A 23,878-nucleotide genomic window follows, 5' to 3' on the forward strand; every position below is an offset into this window, starting at 1 on the left:
GTCTAAGTAATTTGCCCATTACTTAACTGTCCCAACTAAGAATGAATCTTCGTTGAAAGCACCGGCTTCGCTTCATTTTTATAATTTTTAATCGCAATCTTAGAATTAGAACTACTGGTCTGTTTCTGCCCGATCTAATAACTTATTAACCGCATCAGTAGCAGCAACATCATCGGTTTCAATTGGTGAAGAAACTCCTGGCATCGGTTTTTCACCGACTTCTTCTTCTGGATCCATTTTAGCAAAGGTGGCAACCTTAGTTTCATCACCCAAACGCATCAAACGAACTCCTTGCGTAGCACGACCCGTTTGTGAAACAGAATCAACAGTGAAACGAATCATCACCCCTTGATCAGTTGTCAGCATTACGTCTTCATTTCCAGCTACGATTGAAATTCCAACCAATGAACCATTTTTATCAGTGATATTAGCTGTCTTGATTCCTTTACCACCACGTCCCTTAACTGGATACTCTGTCACTGAAGTCCGTTTTCCGTAACCATTTTCAGTAATTATTAAGACTTCATCGCCAGTATGTCGGACATCCGCACCAACGACATAGTCACCTTCACGTAAACGAATTCCACGCACTCCGGCGGCTGAACGCCCCATGGAACGTACATTTGTCTCACTAAATGAAACTGAATAACCATCGTGAGTTCCAATAAAGATTTCTTGTTCACCATCACTAGTCAAGACGGCAATCAATTCATCATCTTCATGTAGTGTTAATGCCTTTAATCCATTCGTTCGAATATTACCAAATTCAGCAACTGGTGTACGCTTAACGACTCCTTGTTGCGTCACAAAGAAGAGATAATCGTTTGAAGCGGCTGTATCACCTCGAACATTAATAATTTTTGTGACCTGTTCATTATCATCTAACTTTCCAAGTAGATTAATAACTGGGATTCCTTTTGCCGTTCGCCCGTACTCTGGGATCTCATACCCCTTCATCCGATAAACTTTACCTAAACTAGTAAAGAATAGCAACATGTCGTGGGTTGAAGTTCCAATCAATTGGTCAATATAATCATCATCATTGAGTCCCATTCCTTGCACGCCACGTCCACCACGATTTTGCGCTCTAAATTCAGAAGTTGGCACGCGCTTAATATACCCACCATTGGTAAGGGTAACCACGATCTCTTCTTCTTCAATTAGATCTTCATCTTCAAGATTAGTGACATCTCCAATTTGCAATTCGGTTCGGCGATCATCTCCATGTTTAGCTTGAATTTCAAGCAATTCTTCATAGATAATTTGATCTAAGCGTTCTTGATTAGCTAAAATATCCTTCAAATCAGCAATTTGGGCCATCAAGGTTTGATATTCACCTTCAATTTTATCCCGTTCCAAACCAGTCAAGCGTACCAAACGCATATCTAAGATTGCTTGTGATTGTTTATCAGAAAGTGAATATTCATTGATTAAACGATCTTTTGCAATTTCAGCCGTTTTAGAATTGCGAATAATTGAAATAATAGCATCAATATGATCAAGCGCAATTCGTAATCCTTCTAAGATATGGGCACGTGCCTCGGCCTTCTTCAATTCAAATTGAGTTCGACGTCGTAAAACATTTTGCTGATGTTCTAAGTATGAAACTAAAATTTCCTTAAGTCCCATTAACTTTGGCTCACCATTTTTAACAGCCAGCATATTAAAATTATACGTAGTTTGTAACAGGGTATTCTTATACAAATTGTTCAAAACAACAGATGCTGAGGCATCACGTCTTACATCAATCGCAATTCGATAGCCTTCACGATCAGATTCATCATTGGCTCCCGCAATTCCCTCAACCCGCTTGTCTCGGGCAAGTTCAACAATTCTTTGAATCAAACGAGCTTTGTTCACCATGTATGGTAACTCAGTCACCACGATCTTTTCCCGGCCACCTTTGTCGGTTTCAATTTCAACCTTCGCTCGCACGGTAACCTTACCTTGACCGGTTTCATAGGCGCGCCTAATTCCAGCTTTTCCCATCACAATGGCTCCAGTTGGGAAATCAGGACCAGGAATAGCTTCCATCAATTCAGTCGTTGTAATCTCTGGATTTTTCATCAACATATGTAACCCATTAATCACTTCACCTAGATTATGCGGTGGGATATTAGTTGTCATTCCAACGGCAATTCCAGTTGCCCCATTAACTAATAGATTCGGAAAACGGGCAGGTAAGACCGTTGGTTCACGATCAGATCCATCATAATTATCAATAAAATCAATCGTATCTTTATTAATATCACGGAGCATCTCAACAGCAATCTTTGACAATCGTGCCTCAGTATATCGCATAGCGGCGGCTGGATCACCATCAATTGATCCAAAATTACCGTGACCATCAACTAGCATATTCCGATAACTGAAATCTTGTGCCATTCGCACCATGGCTTCATAGATTGCGGAATCCCCGTGTGGATGATATTTACCCATAACATCCCCAACGATTCGAGCTGATTTCTTATGCTGTTTATCAGGTGTGACACCTAATTCATGCATTCCATATAAAATTCGGCGATGAACCGGCTTTAATCCGTCACGTACATCCGGCAATGCTCGTGCCACGATAACTGACATAGCATAATTCAAAAATGAATTCTTCATTTGCGCGCCTAACGGGGTATTACTAATCCGCCCGTCATCTTGTGTTACTTCTTCGGTCATTTTTGACTCCTTTCAATCATCAGTTCACGATTAAAATTAAACATCTAGTTCCGCATAACGCGCATTTTCTTCAATAAATTCACGTCGTGGCTCAACCTTATCACCCATCAACATACTAAAGACTTGGTCTGCTTCTTCAGCATCATCCAATTCAACTCGTAGCATTCGACGTTGATTTGGATCCATCGTTGTTTCCCAAAGTTGTTCGGCATCCATTTCACCAAGTCCCTTATACCGCTGAACGACTGGCTTAGGACTAGCTGGCAAAGTGGGTAATAAGTTATTCAATTCTTGATCAGTATCCAAGTATTGAACAAACTTCCCCTGGCGAACTTGATACAAAGGTGGTTGTGCAATATAAACAAATCCAGCTTCTAAAAGGGGGCGCATATATCGATAGATTAATGTTAATAGCAAAGTTCTGATATGAGCTCCGTCCACATCGGCATCGGTCATAATAATTAATTTATGATAATTAACCTTTTCAATGTTAAACTCTTCACCAAAACCAGTCCCCATTGCCGTAAATAATGAACGAATTTCTTCATTGGCTAAGATCGTCTTCATCTGCGCCTTTTCAACATTCAAAATTTTACCCCGAATTGGCAAAATAGCTTGCGTCAAACGTTCGCGTCCCTGCTTAGCAGAACCACCGGCAGAGTCTCCCTCAACAATAAATAATTCTGAGATAGCGGGATCTTTTGAGGTATTGTTTGCCAACTTTCCAGGTAGGTTAGAAATTTCTAGCCCAGTTTTTTTACGTGATTCCTCACGTGCCCGCTTGGCAGCCATTCGAGCTTTTTTAGCAGAAAGTCCTTTCTCAACGATTTGCTTAGCAACCACTGGATTTTCATACATAAATCGTTTAAAAGTTTCATTGAACATGCGGTAAACAGCAGTTCGTGCATCTGAGCTACCTAATTTAGCTTTTGTTTGTCCTTCAAACAATGGATCTGGATGCTTAACTGAAACAATGGCCGTTAATCCTTCACGTAAATCATCAATCGTTAACGTGTCATCACTCTCTTTTAAGAGATTGTTTTGACGTGCGTAATCATTAATAACCCGTGTCATTGCGGTTTTAAACCCAGTTTCGTGTGTTCCACCTTCCCAGGTATTAATATTATTCGTAAATGAAAGTAAGACATTTGACCGATAATCATCGGTATATTGTAAGGCAACCTCAACTTCAATATTATTTTCAGTTCCCTCAACATACACGGGATCATCAAATAAGACCGTTTTATTCCGGTTTAAGAATTTAACGTATTCTTTCAAACCACCTTCATAATAAAAGGTCTCAGTTTTGATTTCATCTGTGCGCTTATCTGTAAATGAAATCCGCAAGCCTTTGTTCAAAAATGCAAGTTCACGGACTCGATCCATTAAGATTTTCGCATCAAAAACCGTCGTCTCTTGGAAAATATCAGCATCTGGAACGAAATGTACGATGGTACCACGCTCAATCCCCATTCCTTCTGCTGAAATTTCGGTAATCGTCTGGGTTGTTCGCCCACGTTCAAAGGTCATTTGGTAACCCTTACCGTCCCGCACAACGACTGCATCTAGCCGCGTTGAAAGTGCGTTTACCACTGAGGCTCCCACGCCGTGCAACCCACCGGAAACTTTATAACCACCGCCATCAAATTTCCCACCAGCATGAAGGACTGTAAAGACGGTTTCCAATGCTGACTTTCCAGTCTTCTGTTGAACATCGACTGGAATTCCTCGCCCATTATCAGTCACCGTTACTGAATTGTCAGCTTCAATTGTGACCGTCACATGGTTCGCAAAGCCAGCCATTGCTTCATCAATTCCATTATCGACAATTTCCCACACTAAATGATGGAGTCCTTGACTAGAAGTTGTTCCAATATACATTCCAGGTCGCTTACGGACCGCTTCAAGTCCCTCAAGTACTTCAATTTGACTTGCGTCATAATCATCAGCATTGGTATGCATAACCCCCACTTCATCTGAATTGATTGATGTTAATTGTTCTTCATCAGCCATTTTTTAAACTCCTCTCACATAAACTACTTCAATCTAATTTGATGCTTTTTCAAAATTAGGTATGTCATCAGTTTTCATTTCTGCTTGTAATGTTAGTGTCCCATGCGCCACCTTAAAGATGCGAGGCGTTTGGATTAATTGTTGTGTAATATCATTTAAAGACGGGGTAGTTATAAAAGTCTGCACTCGATCTTGCATCGCCGTCAACAAATGCGTTTGTCGCGTTGAATCAAGTTCGGATAAAACATCATCTAGTAATAGAATCGGTTCTTCTCCAGTCTCAGCCTTCATTAAATCAATTTCAGCTAACTTTACAGCCAAAGCGGTTGTACGTTGTTGACCTTGCGAACCAAAAGTAGCGACATCATGATCATTTACCATAAACTTTAAATCATCGCGGTGTGGTCCCAACAGAGTCGTTCCCATTTGAATTTCACGTTTTTTTAGTCTATCAAAATGCTGTTTTAAACTGCTTTGAATCATTTTGATATCGCTTAGATCTTTCTCACTTAATTGAGAAACATACTCAATTTTCAAATGTTCTTGATCTTTTGTAATTGCTGCTTGAATCGGAGCAGCTGCAGCATCAAGTTGTTGAATTAATTTCAAGCGCCGTTCAATCAGCTCACTCCCATAAGTAATCAACTGTTCAGTTAAAACATCTAAAAACAATTCATCCGTATTTTCATGATGACTTAATTGTTTTAAATATTGATTTCTTTGTTTTAGAATTGCTCGATATTGATTGGCAATATAGAGGTATTTGGGGCTCATTTGACTAAATTCACGATCAATAAATTGCCGTCTAATTTGCGGGCTTCCCTTCACCAGATTCAAATCTTCTGGTGCAAATAAAATCACATTCATTTGTCCGATGTAATTAGCTAATTTTGCTTGATCTAAATGATTCATCCGGGCTTTTTTGCCCTTTGGGTTAAAAGCAAGTGAAAGGGGGGTCTTACCCGTCCGTCGTTCCACAATCCCTTTTATTTCTGCTGTTTTTTGCGTCCAGCCAATTAACTCTTTATCGCTATGCGCTCGATGAGAACGGGCCAAAGCTAAAACATAAATTGCTTCTAACAAATTGGTTTTTCCTTGGGCATTTTCGCCCAAAAAGACATTGACTCCCGGTGAAAATTCAACTGCTAAATTTTGATAATTCCGAAAATTATCAAGCTCTAAGGATAATAATCGCATTATTCAAACTTAGGAGTTGCCCCTTCACCATTGATCACGTAACGATCACCATCTGGTAATGCAACAACATCTCCTGGGTATAATTTTCGACCACGGCGCATATCAATTTCTTGGTTTACTAATACTTCATTCTCACGTAGATACCATTTTGCTTGACCGCCAGTAGCGATGGTACTCGTTTCTTTTAACAACTGCCCTAAAGTTATATAGGGGGTTGTGATGGACAATTCTTTTGCCAAATCCAAGTCCTTTCTATCACGGGGATAATACGATAATAATATTTTTTATTTACAAAATTAGTTACTCTTGATTATACCATTTTTTTATCTATTTGGCTTTAATTAGACCGCTAAGGACTTTTAAGCTATTTTGACAAAAAGAGCCAAAATAAGCATTTTACGCTCATTTAGGCTCTTTTTTATTTTTTATTTCGACAGGTAAATCAATTAATATGTCCGAACCGGCGTAATTAATTGTATGAAATTTGTAGCATTATTGGTCGGAACGAGTGTAAATGGATCAAGGGCTGTTTTAAAGCCAATTTGAATTTCTTCATCCCCAAATGACTTTAAAGCATCGCGCATATAATCCGGATTAAATGAAATCGTCAAATCGTCACCAGCCGTTTCAGCAGCAAAAATCTCTTCTTCAATTTTTCCAACTTCTGGCGAATTCGATGAAATAATTGAATGTTCACCAGATATATCAAATTGGATAACATTTGATCGCCCCTCATGCGAAAGCAACGCGGCTCGATCAATGGTTTGTAACAGTTCCCGCGCATTAATCGTCAAAGTTGTTTTCTTTTCCGTTGGGATTAAGCGTGAAGCATCTGGATAATTACCTTCCAACAACCGTGAGTAAAATAATGTATTGGGTCCCAATTGAAAAATCACTTGGTTTGCTGCCACCCGAATTTCAACTGTTTCAACTTCTTCTAACATTCCTTGCAACTGTAATAGCGATGGCCCTGGAATAATAATATCAGCGCTGACTTCTTCATTTGCAAATGGAATGGTTCTTTGCGCCAAACGATGACGATCAGTCGCTACCGCCGTTAAATTACCCCCACCTAAAATAAAATGGACTCCAGTTAAAATTGGTTGACTTAATTGTTTTGAAACTGCAATAACTGTTTGGCGTATCACTTCAATTAATGTCTCAGCTGGTAACATTAATTGATTTTTAATATCAACTTCAGGTAGATGCGGATAACTATTCACATCTTGTCCATGAATATCATATTCCGCTGAACCAGAACTGATTTTAGCTTGAAAACCATCAATATTTGCTAACTTAATCTCTTCACCAGGCATCCGTTTCACAATGTTTGTGAAAAAAGTGGCGGGTAAAGTGATACCTCCAATTGAATCTACTTTTAATTGAGCTTGATCATCATTGGTCGGAATTGTGGTCTCAATGGAAATATCGGTATCTGATCCGGTCAAAGTTAAGCCGTCTTCTGTTAGGACTAACTTAATGTTAGCGAGAATGGGCATCGCAGTTCTAGCTGAAATAGCCCGATTTACATTATTTAGTGCTTTAATTAAAATTTGGCGATTAATTGAGAATTGCATAACGTAAAAAACTCCTTAGTGTGAAATTAATGTAGGGTGGGCGAAACGCTGTTTAATGACTAATTAATATAAATAGAAAGTAGTAGTAGTAGTAGGCCCTGTGGAAACTGTGGAAAAGCATATCAACTAAAAGAGGCCCAATAGTTTTGGTATGTTCATAATCATGTTGATAACTGTTTAATAACTTTTTAGTTTTCCACAAGCTAATGTTGAACTAATGCTCTAATTTCTTGGACCTGTTGTTCTAGTTTAGCATCATCCAACATTGTTTCTTCAATTTTATTGGTTGAATGCATCACGGTCGTATGATCTTTCCCACCAAAAGCACGACCAATTGCAGGTAAGGATTCTTGTGTAATTTCTCGTGAAAGATACATAGCAATCTGGCGAGGAATGACAATTTCTTTAACCCGACTTTTACCAGTTAAATCACTAATATTTAAATCAAAATACTGTGAAACCGTTTCTTGAATTAACGGGATTGTAATTACGTTTGAACGTTCAAAATTAAGGTCTTTTAAAATCTCGCGAATCGCGTCAACAGTGACTTTAGCATTACTAATTTTAATCTTAGCAACAACTTTTTTGAAAACGCCTTCCAAATCACGGACATTAGTATTAACTGCATTAGCGATTTCTGAAAGGACATCGTATGAAATTTCTATATTGGATTCTTCAGCTTTATTTTTAAGAATTGCAATTTTTGTTTCGGGATCAGGTTGCGTTAAATTGGCTGAGTAACCCATTGCAAAGCGAGAAACTAGGCGATCTTCAATTCCTTTAATATCTTTTGGAAGCTTATCTGAAGTCAATACAATCTGATGTCCATCGCGTGTAATGGCATTAAAAGTATTGAAAAACTCTTCCTGAACGTTTTCTTTATCCGCTAATAATTGAATGTCATCAACTAGTAATAGGTCCACGTTTCGGTATTCTTTTTTAAATTCGTTTGTCTTATTAAAACGAAGGGCATCTGTCCAATCATTCATGAAATCATCAGTGGTAATGAATTTAACGCTAGCTTTAGGATTTCGCTTGATTAGATCATTTCCAATGGCTTGCATTAAGTGGGTCTTACCTAAACCAGAGTTTCCATATAATAGAAGCGGATTCCATTCTTGACCAGGATGCTCAGCCACCGCTTCAGCCACGGACTTGGCTTCACGATTGGGAGTAGAAGCGATAAAACTGTCAAAACGATACTTGGGATTTAATCGCGATTCAGTTGCGCCGTTAACTTTTTTATCAGTTAGATTGAGATCAAGTTGTTCAACAGTAGCTGGTTTTTCAACCGGAATTTCAATGAGACTAACTACGGGCAAAATCAAAGTTGGATTACCGAGTAAGTTAACGGTGACTTGGATTGAAGCACTGAGAAATTGGTTATAGTACTGACCGTTTGGCTGCCATTCATTTGCGACATTTTTATGCGCCGTTGAGAGGTAGAGCTGGTCGGAATTGTTGGGAGTTTGAATCAATTGAATTGGAGTTAGACCTTCAACAAAATTATCAAAAGACATCCCCGGGCCGATAGTTTTTCGTAGTTCAGTTTTAATCGCATCCCAGAGTTGAATATGGTCCATCGGGTGCTCCTCCTTAATAGAATAAATTTCTATAATTTATATTTAAAAATAAAAAATGTGGAAAAATAACAATGTTATCTTTCAAAACATCTGTTATTGTAGCAGGATTTAGCATGGTTTTCCACAGGTTAAAAGCAATCAAAATTAAAAATACGGATAATAAAATAACATATTGAGATATTAACAGTTTGTTGAAAAAGTTATCCAAGAATACACAGGGTTGTTTAAAAAATTACCCACAAAATTAGATGAGATGTGAAAAAAGTGGAAAAATAAAGTGTTATACAGAGCCGTTTGTGTAAAAGATATGCGGATATGACAGGTTATCAACAGAGTTTTCCACATTTCCACAGGGGTTGTAATTTATTCTTTTAACACCCTGTTGATACTGTGGAAAACCTGTGGATTTTGTGGAAAACTCCCTAACACTCTGGGATATTCAATTTTTTATAAACATAACGGAGAGTTATGTTTTGGATAACTTGATTTTATTTATTTATTTAAATTAAAGTGCTTGACTGGTTTACGCTTGCCTTAATATTGTAGAAATGGTATTATAATTCTTGAATTGTTTTTGATATTGAAAAACAGAAAAAATCTAACTACGAATGGGAGGTGTAATCACATGAAGCGCACATATCAACCAAAGAAGCGTCACCGCGAACGCGTGCACGGCTTCCGCAAGCGCATGAGCACAAGTAACGGGCGCAAAGTGCTTGCACGTCGCCGCCAAAAGGGCCGCAAGGTATTGTCAGCCTAATTCGGCAGCGCCTTTATTAGGAAACTGATAATAACCAACACGGGTGATTCCGGCTATTTGGCTGGAGTCATCCGTGTTTTTTATTTTCTTAAGAAGATCGCTCATTATTTTTGGATTAAATAAGCATTGATCCAGTAAAAAGAGTTAATTTTGCATTAAGGAGAAAAGCATGCGCAAGAGTTTTCGCGTTAAAACAGAAAAAGACTTTCAAGCGGTCTTTGAGCAACATAATTCAGTAGCTAATAAAATGTTTATTGTTTACACGATGGAAAAGCCGGAACAAAACCATTTAAGATTAGGAATTTCGATTTCAAAAAAAGTTGGGTTACGTGGACATGAACGAGTTTGGGTAAAAAGAAGGATTCGACAGAGTGTTTTGGAGTTAAAACCATTTTTGAAGACAAACGTTGATATCTTAGTAATTGCTCGCCCAGCGGCACATGATCAACCCATGAATGTAATTAAAGAAAATTTAATTCATGTATTAAAATTAGCGGATCTATTACCTGAGAACTTTAATGACACCAAAATAAAACTTAATAATGGAGAACATGATGAAATTGTCGAAGATTAAATCGTTTTTTATGGATTATAAGAAATCAGTGTTAGCTGCTCTAATTGCCTTGGTAATTATGGTTATTGCTGCGATGATGTATCAGGGGCCTGCAATTGGGCATGGTTTTTGGAAGGGAACGATTATTGGTAACTTTGCTCGATCAATCATGGGTGTTTCAGGTTGGTTTGGCAATAGTTATGGCCTTGGAATTATCGTCTTTACACTTTTGATTCGGATTTTAATCTTGCCATTGATGGTGCATCAGACGAGTTCAATGGTAAAAATGCAAGAAATTGCACCAGCATTGAAAAAATTACAAGAGAAATATCCGAATAAAAAAGATACAGAACAAATGCAACAGATGCAAGCTGAAACTTCAGCTCTGTATAAGGAAGCAGGCGTGAGTCCATTTACGTCTTTAATTCCGTTAATTGTTCAAATGCCCATTCTAATTGCTTTGTATCAAGCGATTTTCAATACAAAGGAACTACAGACTGGGACATTTTTGTGGTTCCAATTAGGACAACATGATCCAACTTATATTATTCCATTGTTAGCAGCCGTCTTTACTTTTATGTCATCATATTTAGTAATGATTGGACAGCCTGAGAAAAATTCAATGACGTCAACGATGACGTATGCGATGCCAGTAATGATTTTCTTATTCGCGATTAACGTGCCATCAGCTTTGTCGCTTTACTGGGTAGTTTCAAATGCATTCCAAGTTGCACAAACTTGGACAATTCAAAATCCATTCAAGATTCGACGGGAGCGGGAAGCGAAAAAACAAGCGCTTAAGGATCGAGAACGAGCTATTAATAAGGCGAAGCGTTCAAAGAAACATAAATAATAATAACACTTAAAAAACACCACTGTGGGCATACCCCAGAGTGGTGTTTTTTATTGTTTATTTTGTTGCAAAAAAATTAATGTATTGCTGATTGATAGCATCTTTTGGTGCAGTTTTGGTCCAGAAACCAACCTTAACTACCCCAAACATTTTATCCTTTGGAACAAATCCCCAGTAACGAGAATCATTTGAAACCGTTCGATGATCTCCTAAGACAAAATACTTACCCTTTGGAACGGTGATCGTTTGGCTGTCTTTATTCCAATTCATGTGTTGTCCTAGTTCAGATAAGTTATCCCAATTTCCAACATTGTTGACATTATTAGTTGCTACTTTTTCAGATTGGGGCAGATAATTTTGATCAACTTTTTTATTATTAACATAGATTTCACCATCTTTAGAAGCAACCTTATCACCAGGCAATCCAATTACTCGTTTAACATATTCGCGTTTAACTTGGACGTTTGGATCAATTCCTTGGGCATTAAAGACAACGACACTTCCCCGTTTAATTTCGGATGAACGCAAAACTAAAACGCGCTCATTATTAGTTAAATTAGGTTCCATTGAAGTTCCATCAACACGGACAATTGTAAACCAGAATTGCCGGATAATTAACGCTAATGCCAAACCGATTAAAATTGGTAAGACCCATGATGACATAATCGATTTAAAAGTTTTCATGAACAACTCCCCGTTTCTTAACTGTTTTTTGATATTGTAGCACAATTTATAAACTTCATCGGGTTAATGCTACGATTGATTGATAAATATTATAAATTAATTAATAAACATGGTCGAGGGAACCCATAAATTTAGGAGATTTAATAATTAACTTTAAATCGATGAACATAAGGATAACCATGGATCATCAGCATAAAGAATATGATTGTTAGTACTACCGAGAGGCGAGTGCTGGGATTAATCAGGAGAATGACTAGGATAAAGAGGTAAAAAATAATTGTTAGGTAGTTTGTATAGGGGAACCAGGGCATCTGAAATGCTCCTAATTGGTCATTTTGCTGCCGATACTTAAGATGAGTGATTAAAATTAAGAGCCAGACAAAGATAAACGAGGTATTTGCCACACCAGTAATGAGGTCAAACGCCTGACTTGGGAAAAAATAGTTTAATAAGACGACAATTAAAAAAACAATGGCAGAGGCAAGCATACCAGTAATTGGAACGTTATTTTTTGATAAATGTGCTAGGGAATGGGGGGCTAATCTATTTTTGGCCAAAACGTAGAGCGTCCGTGAAGTAGAAAAAATTGCAGAATTAGCCGCAGAAAGCGCCGCGGTGAAAACCACAAAGTTAATAATTCCAGCTGCAAAATTAATACCTAGTCCAGTAAAAATTTGCACAAATGGCGATTGATTGGGCTTAATTTGATTCCAAGGGAAAATGGACATGATGATTGTGATAGCACCAATATAGAATAGTGCAATCCGAATGGGGACGGCATTGATGGCCCGTGGAATATCAAGCCTTGGATTTTTTGTTTCACCAGCCGTTAAACCAATCATTTCAATTCCGGTAAATGAAAAAATAACCATCGGAAAAGCTAGAAGAAAACCTCTGATACCGGTTGGGAAAAAGCCTCCATGATTGAATAAGTTTTGAAATGAAGCAGTATTATTACCCTGATGGAAACCAGTAATAATCATGACTAATCCACTTGCAATTAATGCCAAAATGGCGATGATCTTGATTGATGCAAATAAGGCTTCCATTTCACCAAATAATTTCACGGTTGTTAAATTCAGTGCAACTAAAATGAGTACGATGATTAGTGGAGTTATCCATTGAGGCAGACTGGGAATCCAAAAACGAATATAAATTCCAGTTGCCGTTAAGTCTGCCATTGCAAGACTGGCCCAAGCTAACCAATAGGACCATCCAATCGCAAATTCCCATTTTGTACCTAGATATATTTTGGCAAAATCGATGAAAGAACGAATTTTTAGATTTGATAAAAGTAACTCACCAACGGCACGCATCATTAGGAATCCAAAAATACCAGTAATTAAATAAGCTAAAATTAGTGCTGGTCCGGTGGTATGAATTGCACTTCCCGATCCTAGAAACAGACCGGTTCCAATTGAACCACCTAAGGCGATCATTTGGACGTGCCGAGCAGATAATGCTCGGCTTAGTTCACGTTGTTTAGACATATTTGCTCCTTTGAGATGAAACAAAGGGTAATAAAAAAAGCCCCTTGTCAAAAATAATTTTGACATAGGGACGTTATTGAAATGATCTAAAAACGCGGTTCCACCCTATTTCTTAAACCATTTAGTATGGTTTAAGCAACTTAATTAATTTAATTGGTCAATTTACTCCATTAGTTTCCAAGTAGATCTGCATGTACTTGTTTTCACCAATCACAAGCTCGCTTGAACAATACGTTGATCTGCTGACTAATTTCTCAATAGAATTGATATTAATTAAGTTATTATAACGAGCACCTTTAACAGCGGCAAGCTAAGTTTGATGTTAAAAAGTTAAAAATTCGAGATTATTTTTTGATCCCAGAAACAAGGCGATCAAATTTTTGCACATCGGCACTTGTACCAATCACCGTCAGTACGTCCCCAATATTTAAGACATAATCAGCATCAGGGGAGACAAGGAATAATTCATGGGCTTTAACAGCGATGACGTTCAAACCATATTTAGAACGAATATCTAAATCGGCAAGGGATTGGTTGATAAATGAAAAATTAGTAATTTTAATTTCACCAATTGAATAGTCATCACTTAGTGAAATATAGTTTAATAGGTTGGGGGAAACAAGGCGATTAGCAACTTGTTGAGCCATTTCGTGTTCTGGACGGACGACTTCGTCAGCGCCAACTTTATCGAGAACTCGAGCGTGTAAATTATTTTCGGCTTTGGCGATAACATGCTTACATCCAATATCCTTTAAAATAATTGTAGCTAAAATTGAAGCTTGTTGATTATGGCCAATGGCGACAATGACGTGATCAAAGGATGCTAGATCTAATTCACGAAGAGATTCTTCATCTTGGGCATCAGCTATCACAGCATGTGTGGCGAGTTCCATGTAATTTTGAATCATTTCAGTATTATTATCAATTGCTAGAACTTCTTGTCCGTCATTGATCAATGACTCAAGCAGTGAACTACCAAAGCGTCCAAGTCCCACCACCGCATATGTCTCTGCCATTTTTATGTATCCCCTGTCTTTTTCAATGTATTTAAACTAATTATACTGATTAATATTCAAATTATAAAGAGCGATAGAAATAATTTGTATATGAATTAGGTAAAAAGATAATATTCAAATAGATTTAATTTAAACATAATTAAAATTAGTTTTAAACGAACCAAAGATTTAAATTATGCTTAATCAGGTGTATGATTAATTTGTACTAAAAATATGATAAAGGATGGTAATATCATGCAAAATATCTTAATTTTAGGTGCTAATGGTCGAATTGCTTGCTTTGCAGAGCAAGATTTACTAGCAAAAACGAATTATCAATTAATTTATTTTTTACGTAATAGTAGTAGGTTAACGATTCAAAATCCAAACCGTGAGCAAGTGATCGAAGGGGATGCAACGAAAGTTAGCGATCTTGAGAGAGCATTAGTTGGTGTAGATATCGTTTATGCTAATTTAGCGGGAAAAGATATTGTTCAACAAGCACAAGCAATTGTACAAGCTATGCAAAAACAAGGAATTAGGCGAATTTATTGGGTTTCAAGTTTAGGAATCTATGACGAAGTACCAGGTGCTTTTGGTGTTTGGAATAATCAAACTTTAGATGGTTATCTTCAACCGTATGCCAAAGCTGCCGCCATCATTGAAGCTGCTCCTTTAGACAGTACGATAATTCGACCCGCTTGGTTAACCAATCAAAATGAAGTTAATTATGAAATAACGCATAAAAATGAACCATTTAAAGGAACTGAGGTTTCCAGAAAAACGGTGGGAGTGGTTATTAGTGAATTAATTCAAAATCCGCAAAAAGCAATTAATGATTCACTTGGAATTAATAAGCCGAATACCGATGGAGATAAACCGGCTTGGTATTAAGCTAAATCTAATAAAGGCACTGTTTGAAATTCTGACAAACAGTGCCTTTTAATGTTGCATTTTTCACTCAAATTTTTGAAGTAGTTGTTGGTAGTGAAGATAAAGAAAACCAAAACGACTATTATTTCTTGTACTCCAAGGTTTTGGTTTACCACAAAAATGCAAAAATACAGTATTTTGTGCGACCCAACGCATGTTAAAGGTATCGACGTGGCGAGTGAAGTAAATATTAGATTGGCGCGTATCATAATTCCAAATTTCTTCGGGAATTTCGAGGGTTACGTGACTATATAGATGATTCATCACATCTTGATCTGGCAACAATAAGTAATCACCATATTTACGAATTGTTTGATAAATATCTTCTAATTTAACAATTTTACGAGCACGTTCAACGTCAATTAAGAGAACGCCAGAATTGAAATAACTTTTGGTAGTTTGAAGCCGAATGTTGTTGATGCTCTTGGCAATATTAGTTAAACCGGCATGGACAGCAGCTGCGAAAACATTGCCTTGTAAATCTAACTCCCAGAGTGGCCGAACAGAATTGATAACCAGTATGTCTGGATCCAGATAGATGACACGCTTGACGTTTTGAGGGAGTAAATTCCCGCAAGCTAAACGAAAATACATTTCCCGAGGATAACGCTCTACGGTTGGTGCATTTTTAAAAAGTTGGCCTGAAATTTGAACAGCATGTAAGGTAACAGCTAGTCTTTCTACTAGCAAGGACAGCTGAGTTAATTGTTGACTATCGATTTTTTCATGGAAAAGCCACAGATCGAAATGCTGATCTAGGTTATTTTGGTGCAATGAAAATAACATTACTTTTAAATATGGTAAGTAATTTTCGTCAAGGGTGACAAGAAGATTGATATTTTCAGACATAGGATCTTTCCTTCATATTAAAGAAATTATTAAAAAAAAATATAGGTTAAAATGATCATTTTCGCTGATGTTTCATGTGAAACAATGGTGAAAATTAAAAAGTAATTAATTATTTTTTGAACTTTTAGATTGAAATATAAAATAAAAGTTCCACCTTACAACAAACCCCATTAGCTAGAGAAAACTAATGGGGTTCAGTTCACCGGTTATTTAATCGATGTTTCTAATTGATTATTTAAAAACACTAATTATGATTAAAATGACATCTAAAACTAGTAAAAAGACGAGTAAACGGGATGCGAAAGTATCAACGCGCTTTTGGCGGAATTTTTTGTATTCTGCAGCCCATTTTGGATCGTTTTTGCGTGCTTTATAAAATTTGGCAGTATGTTCTATCATCAAAATGTTCCCCTTTTAATTTAATTAATTTAGCTGCACCGTTTAATTTAGCGTAGTGATTTTTGGTATAACTTCATCGGCCGATTCATAAAATCGATAATATCATCAATCTTAGAAAAATGCATTTTTTCGTAGAAATTATCTAAACTTGAGATAATAAAAACATCTTTATAGCCTAATTGTTGGGCAGTATGTTCAAGTTTAGAGACGATCGCTGTACCAAGTTGGTTTTTTCGATATTTTTTGGTCACATAGATGGTACTGATAAAAGGGGTTTGTGGGATTTGAGCAATATCTTGATCCACAAGTGCTCCCACTCCAATGACCGTTTTGGAATCTAAAGCAATTGCGATACGTTCATTGGGAGCCATGTTACCTAACATTTTTTTGCGATAAATTTGGCACCACCCCAGTCAAATTGGTTAATTTGACTTTGAAATGTGGCCCATAATTGGGGATCGGTCGTATTTTGTGCAATGATTTTAATTTCCATATAAATTCCCCCAATCTAAGTAATAACAAATTTAACTTTTGATATTTTAATTATACTTTTTTAAAAGGTAAATAAGCATTGCTATTTTGAAATTAATATTAATGATGCTAGAAATTAATTTCAATGGGATGATGGGTTAAATCAGCGATTAATTGAAGCTTTTTTTCAATGACATTAGTCGAGAAAGTGACATAGAGATGGTAAGGAGTTTCTGAAATAACCTGTGAAAGTTCAGTTCCTTTGGATGATATTCGCTTTTCAGTGCCGATAAAATATGTCGTGCTGGGGAGCGAATTTGAGATGATTGGGGCTAAACTTAACAAATCGTCAGTGACAATAATGTCTTTAACAAGGTCTAATAATATCTTGCGAGCTGATTTGCTAATATATTGCTTAGATTTAAAAGTTACCGAATGCAAACTGGATTCATCTATTAATTCATGCTCGCTGCTGTTTAGATCATCAAATAAGTTAATGTTGGAAACATTACTTAGTGTATCTTCGACTAATTTTAAAAGGGAGTTAGCCGTTATTTTGCTCATTTTGTCGATATAACTATGATTACCAGTAGTATTATTATCGACTTTAAAATTAGACTGTGAAAAAGCATTAATTAATTTGGCCTCTAAAAAATCTAATTGAGCCTTGTTTAAGTGACCGTCATCACGACCAAAGAAGATAACTTTATGCCACCAATTTTTATTAATAAAGTGTTGCTGTAGGCGACTAAAAATTGAACCAGAGGCCTGACCAATATAGCGTTGATGTTCTCCAATTAAAATATAAATACCAGGTTTATGGGATTCTTCCAAAATATTTATTTTAGGTAAATCGTCTTTATCCGCAAGTACAATAAATGCAGGCTCATCATAGAAGATGGATATGTGATCATTATTTGATTCTCGATTAATAAAAATATGCCTTGGCATTACTTTTCTCCTGAATTAGTTTCTGTAACTTAATATATCATAAAAATTGAGAATGAAATTAACAATTTATTAAGCAGCAACATATTGTATTGAACGGACCAGAAACGGATTAATGGTTATTAGTTTGATGTAAATCATGCTAGTCAAAGTCATAAATTGAAATCGATAAATCTTCATATTTTTGGAAATAAAGTCGACGGGAGGTTAAATCAACTGCACTGCGATAAATGGTATATGTATCAGAACGTGCATGACTTTTTGGAACAGTAACACTATTTAAGATATGCCATGTTTCGATCAAGTTCTCCTCACGGTTGGCGGGGTAATAGCATGTTCTTTTAAAATGGTGGCGCGAATAAAGCGTGCAGTTGGATTAAAACCGCCAGGCATTGCATGTTTACCATTAAAATTATCACTGGCAATGGCATTTAAGTGGGTTGAGGGAAGAGAAAAATCCATATATTGATCTAACTTATCGATTTCTCGTTGGAGATTGGCTGAATTTGTAACAACTCCAATTGGATTCTGAACGACTTTTAATTCAGTTCCCACTGGTTCGAAGTTAATTAATTTTCCAGTAGGGTCAGTTAATGTGTAATGTAAACTTTGACCTAAAATTGCATGTTGCTTATCATGGTCTGGAATAATCTGAAGTGACTCTAAGTGGTTAAGAACATCATTGACTGAGCGACAGTTACCTAAAAGCCAAGTGACGACTTCAAAAGGGGCTAAAGATATTTTGTGATTTTGAAATATGGTTGGTTCGTTCTGGAATGGTTTGGTAAAGGTAAGTTTTTGCACAGCAAGACCGTACTCATTAATCCCATCTGAAATATCGGCATGAAGGTTGGGAATATCTTGACCAACGCCCATAATTTTAAATGTGTTAGTTAAAATCTTAGCTGGATTTGCCGTACTAGCCCATTGATATTGTTTTGGAATCGTTAAAACTTTTGGATTAAAAGGATGCCAATCCATGGTTCTAGCAAAGAGCGAAGTACCATCAAGGGCATGCATTTGGACACTAGTACACATCGTTAAATCCTCCGATTTATTTTTATTATTACTATTATTATACGCATGAATAAGTTTGTAAGCAGTATTGAAATTATTAAATATAAATTGATATGATGGGTGTAATTAATGATCAGTTTCAATTTAAATAAATGGTTTTTGACGTGCTGTGTTTATCTAATTAAATTTAATTTTTAATGTAAAATTTGTTAGGTTTAAAAGATGGTGAGGAGGTTATGATGAACCATAAAATTGGGTGGGTGCTCGTTTATATCGCTTTAGGGTTATTTTTAATATTTATGGTATCGAACTTCAAAGACACTAACTTTCGCCAGACAAAAAGGACGAGTGAAAATAATTTACGAACGGAGCAAAAAAAGGCCAATCAAATGGCTAAAGCGGTCCCTGGTGCTTTAATCAAAGCGGTTAATCAACATAATTTAGAATAGGTAAAACAAATTATCAAAGATCCAACATACCAAATTGATGAATTTGATGAAAAACGGAATACCCCGTTAAATTTAGCGGTGCATAATAATGATATTAAGATTGCCAAAGTTTTAATTGATAATGGTGCCGATATAAATATTCAAAATGAGAATGAAGATAGTCCATACCTGTACGCTGGGGCTGAAGGGCGAACTGAAATTTTACAAGAAATGTTGGAAAAATCGCAACCGGATTTGGTAAAACATAATCGGTATGGTGGTAATGCTTTGATTCCAGCGGCAGAAAAAGGACATATTGAAACTTTAAAGATATTGTTAGAACATGGACAAGAGAACGTAAATTATCAAAATAATTTTGGATATACGGCTTTAATTGAAGCTGTTGGGCTACGCGACGGAGGACCGGTATATCAAGAAATTACACGAATATTACTAGAATATGGGGCGGATCAAACAATTCAGGATAATTCTGGACGGACAGCATTAGATTATGCAGAACAAAACAATTATCTTGATATTGTCCATATTTTACGGGAATTTAAAGCAAAATAAACGAATAAAAATTGAATTAAATACAGATCAGAATCAAATATAGATAGTTTCATTCTTTTTATTTGAAATATTTTTAAAAACCAAAAACCTATATTTGCGCTGATTGATTAACTTTTATTAAAAATATATTATTTTTAGATTTAATAAAGATTAAAATATTTAAAATTATATGTTAGACTATAAGTAAATCTTGGATTAATTAATACTAAAAGCATTCACATCTATAAAATATAGATGTCCTTAACTTGGAGGTAATAAATTATGAAGAAGTCTGGCATAAATTTAGTAGTAGGTGCAAATCGTATTACTCGGAAAAAATTATATAAGTCAAAGAAGGTCTGGATGGCTTCTTTGATGGTTGGAGCAATTATAGGATCTAGTGGGGTTGGCCCAATTAATGATATCTTTGGAGTTGATAATAATATCAGTCATTCAGTTGCGGCATCAGTCGTTCATGGAGAAATATTCTCGGATATCCAGACACTTAATAATAGCGGAACTACTGCGCAAAATGGTTTAGATCCACTTCAAACTAATAATGTTAATTTTGCAATTAGCGGAGGCAGTGCGGTCGATGTTTCATTATTAGGAGATAATCAAAAATACGCTGTTTTGGGGATACCTACTGACTTACAAGGCAAGGTAGTCGCAAATGGTTCAGCGCAGGTAACAACTAATGTGACGGTACCGCTAGATAAATTTGTCTTGTTAAAAACGAATTTAGATTTAATTCATGCATTCGTAACTGAGGCTAATCGTTTACAAGGCTTAAACCCAACATTGCATATTGATTTGGCTGGCGTCAATGACGCGTTAGATGCTGTAGAAACTGTTTTGGGATCAACAAAGGGAAGTTACAATAGTCCAATTAATGATAATGGGACCTACTTATCCGCTGATATCGGAACCGGGAGTAGCGAGATTATCGCTAATAACTTAGTGACGGCTCTTAATCAACTGGAAACAGCAGTGAATAATACAGAATTTACTGGATTTGGGGCGGGACCAGTTAATACTTTGTTAGGTGTTCCTAAGAAACTAGCGACGGATGCTTTAGAAGTTTCCAAGACGGGTTTGCAAGCTGGTGGTAATTTATTTAATCAGATTGCAGATATTTCATTATTTGGAGCGACAACTGTAATAATGCCAACGACAATTAATCCAGCTGGTAATTTAAATAATGGTAAAATTAATTCAGAAAAATTTGTTGGAACGATGGCAAATCCGAATTTTATTACGGTAGATCTTTTTACAAACAGCTCTGGTTCAAGTAATGTGTTTATTGGAAAAGAACAAGTTGATGATTTAGCAGCTGAAAAGCAGGCCGCAATTGATGAAATTAATGGGTTAAAGAATTTAGATGCGGGGGCAAAACAAGGCTATATCGACCAAGTGAATGAAGCCAAAACCACAGGTGAAATCAATCAGGTGGTTGACGCTGCCAAGGCTGCTGATCAAAAAGCTCTAGATGATGCGAAAGCATCCGCGAAGACTGAGATAACAGGAATGGCTAATTTGGATGATGCGACAAAGCAAGGGTACGTGGAGCGAGTAGAAAACGCCACAACGGTGGCAGAAGTAGAACAGATTTTAGCTGAAGCACAGGCGGCAAACCAAGCGGCAGATGATTTAGCAGCTGAAAAGCAGGCCGCAATTGATGAAATTAATGGGTTAAAGAATTTAGATGCAGGGGCAAAACAAGGCTATATCGACCAAGTGAATGAAGCCAAAACCACGGGTGAAATCAATCAGGTGGTTGACGCTGCCAAGGCCGCTGATCAAAAAGCTCTAGATGATGCGAAAGCATCCGCGAAGACTGAGATAACAGGAATGGCTAACTTAGATGATGCGACAAAGCAAGGGTACGTGGAGCGAGTAGAAAACGCCACAACGGTGGCAGAAGTAGAACAGATTTTAGCTGAAGCACAGGCGGCGAATCAAGCGGCAGATGATTTAGCAGCTGAAAAGCAGGCCGCAATTGATGAAATTAATGACTTAAAGAATTTAGATGCAGGGGCAAAACAAGGCTATATCGACCAAGTGAATGAAGCCAAAACCACAGGTGAAATCAATCAGGTGGTTGATGCCGCCAAGGCTGCTGATCAAAAAGCTCTAGATGATGCGAAAGCATCCGCGAAGACTGAGATAACAGGAATGGCTAACTTGGATGATGCGACAAAGCAAGGGTACGTGGATCGAGTAGAAAACGCCACAACGGTGGCAGAAGTAGAACAGATTTTAGCTGAAGCACAGGCGGCGAATCAAGCGGCAGATGATTTAGCAGCTGAAAAGCAGGCCGCAATTGATGAAATTAATGACTTAAAGAATTTAGATGCAGGGGCAAAACAAGGCTATATCGACCAAGTGAATGAAGCCAAAACCACAGGTGAAATCAATCAGGTGGTTGATGCCGCCAAGGCTGCTGATCAAAAAGCTCTAGATGATGCGAAAGCATCCGCGAAGACTGAGATAACAGGAATGGCTAACTTGGATGATGCGACAAAGCAAGGGTACGTGGATCGAGTAGAAAACGCCACAACGGTGGCAGAAGTAGAACAGATTTTAGCTGAAGCACAGGCGGCAAACCAAGCGGCAGATGATTTAGCAGCTGAAAAGCAGGCCGCAATTGATCAAATCAATGATTTAAAGAATCTTGATAAGGATCAAAAACAGGATTATATTGACCAAGTCAATAATGCGAAAACCGCTGATGAAATCACCAAGATCGTTGACGCTGCTAAGGTCGCCGATCAAAAGGCTGGTGCTGATAAATTAGCAGAAGAGAAGAAAAACGCAATTGATCAAATCAATGATTTAAAGAATCTTGATAAGGATCAAAAACAGGATTATATTGACCAAGTCAATAATGCGAAAACCACTGATGAAATCACCAAGATCGTTGATGCAGCCAAGGCCGCTGATCAAAAGGCTGGTGCTGATAAATTAGCAGAAGAGAAGAAAAATGCAATTGATCAAATTAATGATTTAAAGAATCTTGATAAGGACCAAAAACAGGATTATATTGACCAAGTCAATAATGCGAAAATCGCTGATGAAATCACCAAGATCGTTGACGCTGCTAAGGTCGCCGATCAAAAGGCTGGTGCTGATAAATTAGCAGAAGAGAAGAAAAACGCAATTGATCAAATCAATGACTTAAAGAATCTTGATAAGGACCAAAAACAGGATTATATTGACCAAGTCAATAATGCGAAAACCGCTGATGAAATCACCAAGATTGTTGACGCTGCTAAGGTCGCCGACCAGAAGGCCGGCGCAGATAAGTTAGCGGAAGAGAAGAAAACCGCGATTGATGAAATTAATGACTTAAAGAATCTTGATAAGGACCAAAAACAGGATTATATTGACCAAGTCAATAATGCGAAAACCGCTGATGAAATCACCAAGATCGTTGACGCTGCCAAGGCCGCCGATCAAAAGGCTGGTGCTGATAAATTAGCAGAAGAGAAGAAAAACGCAATTGATGAAATTAATGACTTAAAGAATCTTGATAAGGACCAAAAACAGGATTATATTGACCAAGTCAATAATGCGAAAACCGCTGATGAAATCACCAAGATCGTTGACGCTGCCAAGGCCGCCGATCAAAAGGCTGGCGCAGATAAATTAGCGGAAGAGAAGAAAACCGCGATTGATCAAATTAATACTGCTAAAACTTTAAATGATAAGCAGAAGCAGGATTACATTAATCAAATTAGAAACGCTGAGACAAGCTCAGATCTAGGAAAAATTATGCAACAAACTAAATTACCTCAGACTGATGCTAAGAACCAGTTAACAATTGGAGCATTGATTTCAATTGCATTGGTTAGTGTCTTCTCACTATCTTATGTATTAGGAAAAAAACATAAATAAGCAATAAAT

Annotated in this window: 20 protein-coding genes and 1 pseudogene; 7 read left to right on the plus strand and 14 right to left on the minus strand. The window is 37.1% G+C overall.

What is annotated here, in order from left to right:
- Positions 1-111: 111 nt before the first annotated feature.
- From gyrA to dnaA, 6 genes are all read right to left on the minus strand, one after another.
- Positions 112-2,670 (minus strand): DNA gyrase subunit A, encoded by a 2,559-nt coding sequence (gene gyrA, locus G7084_RS00780; protein WP_166009145.1) that lies wholly within the window; start codon positions 2,668-2,670, stop codon positions 112-114.
- A gap of 36 nt (positions 2,671-2,706) precedes the next feature.
- Positions 2,707-4,683 carry a DNA topoisomerase (ATP-hydrolyzing) subunit B gene (gene gyrB / locus G7084_RS00785; RefSeq protein WP_425508985.1) on the minus strand — a complete coding sequence of 659 codons (1,977 nt, stop codon included), beginning with the start codon at positions 4,681-4,683 and terminating at the stop codon, positions 2,707-2,709.
- A gap of 33 nt (positions 4,684-4,716) precedes the next feature.
- Positions 4,717-5,880 (minus strand): DNA replication/repair protein RecF, encoded by a 1,164-nt coding sequence (gene recF / locus G7084_RS00790; RefSeq protein WP_166009147.1) that lies wholly within the window; start codon positions 5,878-5,880, stop codon positions 4,717-4,719.
- Entirely contained in the window at positions 5,880-6,119 is a 240-nt protein-coding gene (yaaA, locus tag G7084_RS00795; protein ID WP_166009149.1) for a S4 domain-containing protein YaaA, read from the minus strand. The genes recF and yaaA overlap by 1 nt, the downstream gene beginning before the upstream one ends.
- Before the next feature lie 207 nt (positions 6,120-6,326).
- Positions 6,327-7,457 carry a DNA polymerase III subunit beta gene (gene dnaN, locus G7084_RS00800; RefSeq protein ID WP_166009151.1) on the minus strand — a complete coding sequence of 377 codons (1,131 nt, stop codon included), beginning with the start codon at positions 7,455-7,457 and terminating at the stop codon, positions 6,327-6,329.
- Positions 7,458-7,660: 203 nt separating this feature from the next.
- Positions 7,661-9,040, minus strand: coding sequence for a chromosomal replication initiator protein DnaA (gene dnaA, locus G7084_RS00805; protein ID WP_166009153.1), 1,380 nt, complete (start codon positions 9,038-9,040; stop codon positions 7,661-7,663).
- 625 nt (positions 9,041-9,665) lie between these two features.
- On the opposite strand from dnaA, the gene rpmH reads away from it, so the two are divergent.
- The 3 genes from rpmH to G7084_RS00820 all read left to right on the plus strand — a co-directional run bounded on the left by rpmH (position 9,666) and on the right by G7084_RS00820 (position 11,206).
- Entirely contained in the window at positions 9,666-9,800 is a 135-nt protein-coding gene (rpmH, locus tag G7084_RS00810) for a 50S ribosomal protein L34 (RefSeq protein ID WP_002828338.1), read from the plus strand.
- Between the two features lie 169 nt (positions 9,801-9,969).
- A complete protein-coding gene (gene rnpA, locus G7084_RS00815) occupies positions 9,970-10,374 on the plus strand; it encodes a ribonuclease P protein component (protein ID WP_166009155.1) in 405 nt (134 codons plus the stop codon).
- Positions 10,355-11,206 (plus strand): YidC/Oxa1 family membrane protein insertase, encoded by an 852-nt coding sequence (locus G7084_RS00820; protein WP_166009157.1) that lies wholly within the window; start codon positions 10,355-10,357, stop codon positions 11,204-11,206. Before rnpA ends, G7084_RS00820 begins: the two co-directional genes overlap by 20 nt.
- A 57-nt stretch (positions 11,207-11,263) precedes the next feature.
- Here G7084_RS00820 and lepB read toward each other — a convergent pair whose 3' ends face one another.
- The 3 genes from lepB to G7084_RS00835 all read right to left on the minus strand — a co-directional run bounded on the left by lepB (position 11,264) and on the right by G7084_RS00835 (position 14,396).
- Positions 11,264-11,890, minus strand: coding sequence for a signal peptidase I (gene lepB, locus G7084_RS00825; RefSeq protein WP_166009159.1), 627 nt, complete (start codon positions 11,888-11,890; stop codon positions 11,264-11,266).
- Positions 11,891-12,030: 140 nt separating this feature from the next.
- Positions 12,031-13,380, minus strand: coding sequence for an amino acid permease (locus tag G7084_RS00830; protein WP_166009161.1), 1,350 nt, complete (start codon positions 13,378-13,380; stop codon positions 12,031-12,033).
- A 344-nt stretch (positions 13,381-13,724) separates the two neighbouring features.
- Positions 13,725-14,396: a potassium channel family protein gene (locus G7084_RS00835; RefSeq protein WP_166009163.1), complete on the minus strand. Its 672-nt coding sequence runs from the start codon at positions 14,394-14,396 to the stop codon at positions 13,725-13,727.
- 234 nt (positions 14,397-14,630) lie between these two features.
- Between G7084_RS00835 and G7084_RS00840 the strand changes: the two genes are divergently transcribed.
- Positions 14,631-15,269: an NAD(P)H-binding protein gene (locus tag G7084_RS00840; RefSeq protein ID WP_166009165.1), complete on the plus strand. Its 639-nt coding sequence runs from the start codon at positions 14,631-14,633 to the stop codon at positions 15,267-15,269.
- 63 nt (positions 15,270-15,332) lie between these two features.
- On the opposite strand, the gene G7084_RS00845 is transcribed toward G7084_RS00840, so the two are convergent.
- The 5 genes and pseudogenes from G7084_RS00845 to G7084_RS00865 form a co-directional block, all read right to left on the minus strand.
- Positions 15,333-16,157 carry a glycosyltransferase family 8 protein gene (locus tag G7084_RS00845; protein ID WP_166009167.1) on the minus strand — a complete coding sequence of 275 codons (825 nt, stop codon included), beginning with the start codon at positions 16,155-16,157 and terminating at the stop codon, positions 15,333-15,335.
- A gap of 231 nt (positions 16,158-16,388) precedes the next feature.
- Positions 16,389-16,556, minus strand: a complete 168-nt coding sequence (locus G7084_RS00850; protein ID WP_166009169.1) for a hypothetical protein — start codon at positions 16,554-16,556, stop codon at positions 16,389-16,391.
- A 47-nt stretch (positions 16,557-16,603) separates the two neighbouring features.
- Positions 16,604-16,939 (minus strand): GNAT family N-acetyltransferase, encoded by a 336-nt coding sequence (locus G7084_RS00855; RefSeq protein ID WP_246163816.1) that lies wholly within the window; start codon positions 16,937-16,939, stop codon positions 16,604-16,606.
- Positions 16,940-17,156: 217 nt separating this feature from the next.
- Positions 17,157-17,978: a GIY-YIG nuclease family protein gene (locus G7084_RS00860; RefSeq protein WP_166009171.1), complete on the minus strand. Its 822-nt coding sequence runs from the start codon at positions 17,976-17,978 to the stop codon at positions 17,157-17,159.
- A 139-nt stretch (positions 17,979-18,117) separates the two neighbouring features.
- A pseudogene (locus tag G7084_RS00865) lies at positions 18,118-19,013 on the minus strand (linear amide C-N hydrolase).
- A 218-nt stretch (positions 19,014-19,231) separates the two neighbouring features.
- Between G7084_RS00865 and G7084_RS08410 the strand changes: the two are divergent.
- The 3 genes from G7084_RS08410 (at position 19,232) to G7084_RS00875 (ending at position 23,869) form a co-directional block, all read left to right on the plus strand.
- A complete protein-coding gene (locus G7084_RS08410; protein WP_246163817.1) occupies positions 19,232-19,441 on the plus strand; it encodes a hypothetical protein in 210 nt (69 codons plus the stop codon).
- A gap of 33 nt (positions 19,442-19,474) precedes the next feature.
- On the plus strand, positions 19,475-19,993 hold the full coding sequence (locus G7084_RS08160; protein WP_281346944.1) for an ankyrin repeat domain-containing protein: 519 nt from the start codon (positions 19,475-19,477) through the stop codon (positions 19,991-19,993).
- A 261-nt stretch (positions 19,994-20,254) separates the two neighbouring features.
- Entirely contained in the window at positions 20,255-23,869 is a 3,615-nt protein-coding gene (locus G7084_RS00875; RefSeq protein WP_166009173.1) for a GA module-containing protein, read from the plus strand.
- Positions 23,870-23,878: the final 9 nt, after the last annotated feature.

Origin of the sequence: Weissella coleopterorum (assembly GCF_011304355.1) — a bacterium.
Taxonomy (GTDB): Bacteria; Bacillota; Bacilli; order Lactobacillales; family Lactobacillaceae; genus Weissella; species Weissella coleopterorum.

What these genes read in the sequence shown, in the direction of transcription:
- gyrA (WP_166009145.1), bottom strand. Translation starts at nt 2,670, where the DNA reads ATGACCGAAGAAGTAACACAAGATGACGGGCGGATTAGTAATACCCCG.
- gyrB (WP_425508985.1), bottom strand. Translation starts at nt 4,683, where the DNA reads ATGGCTGATGAAGAACAATTAACATCAATCAATTCAGATGAAGTGGGG.
- recF (WP_166009147.1), bottom strand. Translation starts at nt 5,880, where the DNA reads ATGCGATTATTATCCTTAGAGCTTGATAATTTTCGGAATTATCAAAAT.
- dnaN (WP_166009151.1), bottom strand. Translation starts at nt 7,457, where the DNA reads ATGCAATTCTCAATTAATCGCCAAATTTTAATTAAAGCACTAAATAAT.
- dnaA (WP_166009153.1), bottom strand. Translation starts at nt 9,040, where the DNA reads ATGGACCATATTCAACTCTGGGATGCGATTAAAACTGAACTACGAAAA.
- rpmH (WP_002828338.1), top strand. Translation starts at nt 9,666, where the DNA reads ATGAAGCGCACATATCAACCAAAGAAGCGTCACCGCGAACGCGTGCAC.
- rnpA (WP_166009155.1), top strand. Translation starts at nt 9,970, where the DNA reads ATGCGCAAGAGTTTTCGCGTTAAAACAGAAAAAGACTTTCAAGCGGTC.
- G7084_RS00820 (WP_166009157.1), top strand. Translation starts at nt 10,355, where the DNA reads ATGAAATTGTCGAAGATTAAATCGTTTTTTATGGATTATAAGAAATCA.
- lepB (WP_166009159.1), bottom strand. Translation starts at nt 11,890, where the DNA reads ATGAAAACTTTTAAATCGATTATGTCATCATGGGTCTTACCAATTTTA.
- G7084_RS00830 (WP_166009161.1), bottom strand. Translation starts at nt 13,380, where the DNA reads ATGTCTAAACAACGTGAACTAAGCCGAGCATTATCTGCTCGGCACGTC.
- G7084_RS00835 (WP_166009163.1), bottom strand. Translation starts at nt 14,396, where the DNA reads ATGGCAGAGACATATGCGGTGGTGGGACTTGGACGCTTTGGTAGTTCA.
- G7084_RS00840 (WP_166009165.1), top strand. Translation starts at nt 14,631, where the DNA reads ATGCAAAATATCTTAATTTTAGGTGCTAATGGTCGAATTGCTTGCTTT.
- G7084_RS00845 (WP_166009167.1), bottom strand. Translation starts at nt 16,157, where the DNA reads ATGTCTGAAAATATCAATCTTCTTGTCACCCTTGACGAAAATTACTTA.
- G7084_RS00850 (WP_166009169.1), bottom strand. Translation starts at nt 16,556, where the DNA reads ATGATAGAACATACTGCCAAATTTTATAAAGCACGCAAAAACGATCCA.
- G7084_RS00855 (WP_246163816.1), bottom strand. Translation starts at nt 16,939, where the DNA reads ATGTTAGGTAACATGGCTCCCAATGAACGTATCGCAATTGCTTTAGAT.
- G7084_RS00860 (WP_166009171.1), bottom strand. Translation starts at nt 17,978, where the DNA reads ATGCCAAGGCATATTTTTATTAATCGAGAATCAAATAATGATCACATA.
- G7084_RS08410 (WP_246163817.1), top strand. Translation starts at nt 19,232, where the DNA reads ATGAACCATAAAATTGGGTGGGTGCTCGTTTATATCGCTTTAGGGTTA.
- G7084_RS00875 (WP_166009173.1), top strand. Translation starts at nt 20,255, where the DNA reads ATGAAGAAGTCTGGCATAAATTTAGTAGTAGGTGCAAATCGTATTACT.